Consider the following 2,780-nt stretch of genomic DNA (forward strand, 5'->3'; position numbering starts at 1 on the left):
GGTGCTCGTACGGGCCGCCGCCGTTTCGCGCCGGGCGCGGGCCCGGTCAGGCCTTCTTGACCACGCTCGACTTGAGCTGCATCGCGCCGAACCCCTCGATCCGGCAGTCGATGTCGTGGCCGTCGACGCCGTCGACCAGACGGATGTTGCGGACCTTGGTGCCCGCCTTGATGCCGGAGACGCTGCCCTTGACCTTGAGGGCCTTGACGACGGTCACGGTGTCGCCGTCGCTGAGCACGTTGCCGACCGCGTCCCGGATCACCCGCTCGCCCGGGCCGGCCGGTTCGGCGGCGCCGCCTGCCGCGGGCATCCACTCGTGGCCGCACTCCGGGCAGACCATGAGGGCGTTCATCTCATAGGTGTACTCGCTGGAGCACGACGGGCACGGGGGGAGGTGGTCGCTCATGCGCGCGGGCTGTCCTCTCAGGTCGGGCCGGGGGTCGGCGGCTCGCCAGCATGTATGAAGTTGAAGAATTTTTCAAATCGCTTGTTCGAGGGCATCCGACCGCGGACGGTGACGTTCCCGGCCGGGCGCGCGCGCAGGCCGTGGACGCCGGTGCCCGATGACTGGTATCCAGGCCACTGGCAGCGCGACCGGCGGCCGGCCGGCGCCCACCGCCCCCTGCGGGCTCACCAGCCCACGGACGGACGGGTGTTGAGGCCGGGCCGGGACGTACAACCAGGAAAGCGGAGACGATGCGCAGAGTTCTGATCGTCGGCGCCGGGCAGGCCGGCCTCCAACTGGCCCTGGGGCTCCAGGCCCACGGCTACGACGTGACGGTGATGACCGACCGTGACGCGGACGCGGTCCGCAGCGGCCGGGTGCTGTCCACCCAGTGCATGTTCGACGCCGCGCTGCGGACCGAACGCGACCTCGGCCTGGACCTCTGGGCGGACGCCGCACCCCGGATCGAGGGCCTCGGAGTCTCCGTCGCCGGGCCGCAGTCCGCGCGGGTGATCGACTGGGTCGGGCGCCTGGACGCGCCCGCGCAGTCCGTCGACCAGCGGCTGAAGATGCCCGCCTGGCTGGAGACCTTCGCCGGGCGCGGCGGCCGGGTGGTGATCCGCCCGGTGACCGTCGGAGACCTCGAACACCTCTCCGGCTCCTACGACCTGGTCCTGGTCGCGGCCGGAAAGGGCGACCTGGCCGCGATGTTCGAGCGCGACCACGAGCGCTCCCGGTACGACCGGCCGCAGCGCGCGCTGGCCGCCAGCTACGTGTACGGGCTCGGCCCGCGCCCCGAGCACGACTTCCCCGCCGTCCGCTGCAACGTGGTGCCCGGCATCGGCGAACTGTTCGTGATGCCGGCGCTGACCGCGGCCGGCCCGTGCGACATCCTGCTCTGGGAGGCCGCCCCGGGCGGCCCGGCGGACGCCTTCGACGGGGTCCGCGACCCGGCCGAACACCTGCGGGTGACGCTCGACCTGATGAAGGCCTTCACTCCTTGGGAGTACGACCGCGCCCGGGCCGGAATCGAACTCACCGACGCCGGCGCCACCCTCGCCGGGCGCTTCACCCCCGCCGTCCGCCACCCGGTCGGCGAACTGCCCGGCGGCGGAGCGGTGCTGGGCGTCGCGGACATCGTCGTCCTCAACGACCCGATCACCGGCCAGGGCTCCAACAACGCCGCCCGGTGCGCGGCCGGCTACCTCGACGCGATCCTCGCCCACGGCGACAAGCCGTTCGACCGCGACTTCATGCGGGCCGCCTTCGACCGCTTCTGGCAGGCCGTGCGCCCCAGCACCGTCTGGAGCAACGCGATGCTCGCGCCGCCGCCCGAGCACGTCCTGCACCTGCTCGGCGCTGCCGGGCAACTCCCGCCCGTCGCCGACCGGTTCGCCAACGCCTTCAACGACCCGGCCGACCTGGAGCAGTGGTTCCTCGACCCCGCGAAGGCGGCCGCCTACCTGGAGTCGTTCACCCCGCAGGACTGACCGCAGCGGATCGGCCGGGGCGGATCGGCTGGAGCGGATCGGCCGGGGCGCCCGAGCGGACGGCGGGCCCCGGCCGCCATGGGGGCGGTGCACCGGAGCGCCGGTCACGGCTCGCTCAAGTGCGGCTGAGGCAGGAGCCGGTGTTGCGCCCGGCGAGGTGGGCATCCGGCCAATGTGCCGAGCGCCCGGGTCCGGCGCGGCCGGCCGCGGCCTAGAGTCGCCAGTGGGCGGCGCGACGCCGGGGTCAGGACGATCCGCGTGCACCGCCGCACCCCCGGGGGCCGGCACACCCTTGGCCCCCACGCCGCCACAAGCGCACCTCGGCCTCGTCCGCCACCCAAAGGAGTCCGACATGTCTGACATTGCCATGTCCGCGTCCACGTCCGCCCCGGTCCTCGTCGGCCAGGCGCTCGACCTCCAGGACCTGGACCTCAGCGAGCTGACCGTCACCGCGCTGCGCGACACCGTCGCCCTGCCGGAGAACGGCGGGTCCTGGGGGTCCTGCTCCTGCCAGGCCTCGTCCTCCTGCGCCCAGCCGAACCTGCCCGGCGCGGACTCGTTCTGACCATCCGTCAATTCATCTCGAACATCCGGGAGACCACATGTCGGACCACTTCGAGGACGTCCTCGCCCTCGACGACCTCGACCTCGGCGAGCTGACCGTCACCGCGCTGCGCGACACCGTCGCCCTGCCCGAGACGGGCGCCTCCGGGGCACCCAGCTCCAGCTCCTGCGGATCGTCCTCCTGCGCCGCTCCGCACCCGCCGACCCAGACCTTCTGAGCCCGGCGTCGCCAAGTCCCCGTTGAACAGCGCGTGTCGGCGTGCGGCCGCCCCCACCCGGGG

At 73.3% G+C, this 2,780-nt stretch carries 4 protein-coding genes; 3 read left to right on the plus strand and 1 reads right to left on the minus strand.

All coding sequences use genetic code 11. The features are described from left to right. Positions 1 to 46 precede the first annotated feature (46 nt). A complete protein-coding gene (locus tag ACFV61_RS35420; protein ID WP_063345891.1) occupies positions 47 to 406 on the minus strand; it encodes a zinc ribbon domain-containing protein YjdM in 360 nt (119 codons plus the stop codon). A gap of 290 nt (positions 407 to 696) precedes the next feature. Between ACFV61_RS35420 and ACFV61_RS35425 the strand changes: the two genes are divergently transcribed. The 3 genes from ACFV61_RS35425 to ACFV61_RS35435 all read left to right on the plus strand — a co-directional run bounded on the left by ACFV61_RS35425 (position 697) and on the right by ACFV61_RS35435 (position 2,717). Continuing rightward, positions 697 to 1,935: a styrene monooxygenase/indole monooxygenase family protein gene (locus ACFV61_RS35425; RefSeq protein WP_380496244.1), complete on the plus strand. Its 1,239-nt coding sequence runs from the start codon at positions 697 to 699 to the stop codon at positions 1,933 to 1,935. Positions 1,936 to 2,287: 352 nt separating this feature from the next. After that, positions 2,288 to 2,500: a thiazolylpeptide-type bacteriocin gene (locus tag ACFV61_RS35430; RefSeq protein WP_380496246.1), complete on the plus strand. Its 213-nt coding sequence runs from the start codon at positions 2,288 to 2,290 to the stop codon at positions 2,498 to 2,500. Positions 2,501 to 2,537: 37 nt separating this feature from the next. Beyond that, entirely contained in the window at positions 2,538 to 2,717 is a 180-nt protein-coding gene (locus tag ACFV61_RS35435) for a thiazolylpeptide-type bacteriocin (RefSeq protein WP_063345889.1), read from the plus strand. Positions 2,718 to 2,780: the final 63 nt, after the last annotated feature.

The sequence above is a fragment of the Kitasatospora sp. NPDC059817 genome, from assembly GCF_042731835.1.
Lineage (GTDB): Bacteria > Actinomycetota > Actinomycetes > Streptomycetales > Streptomycetaceae > Kitasatospora.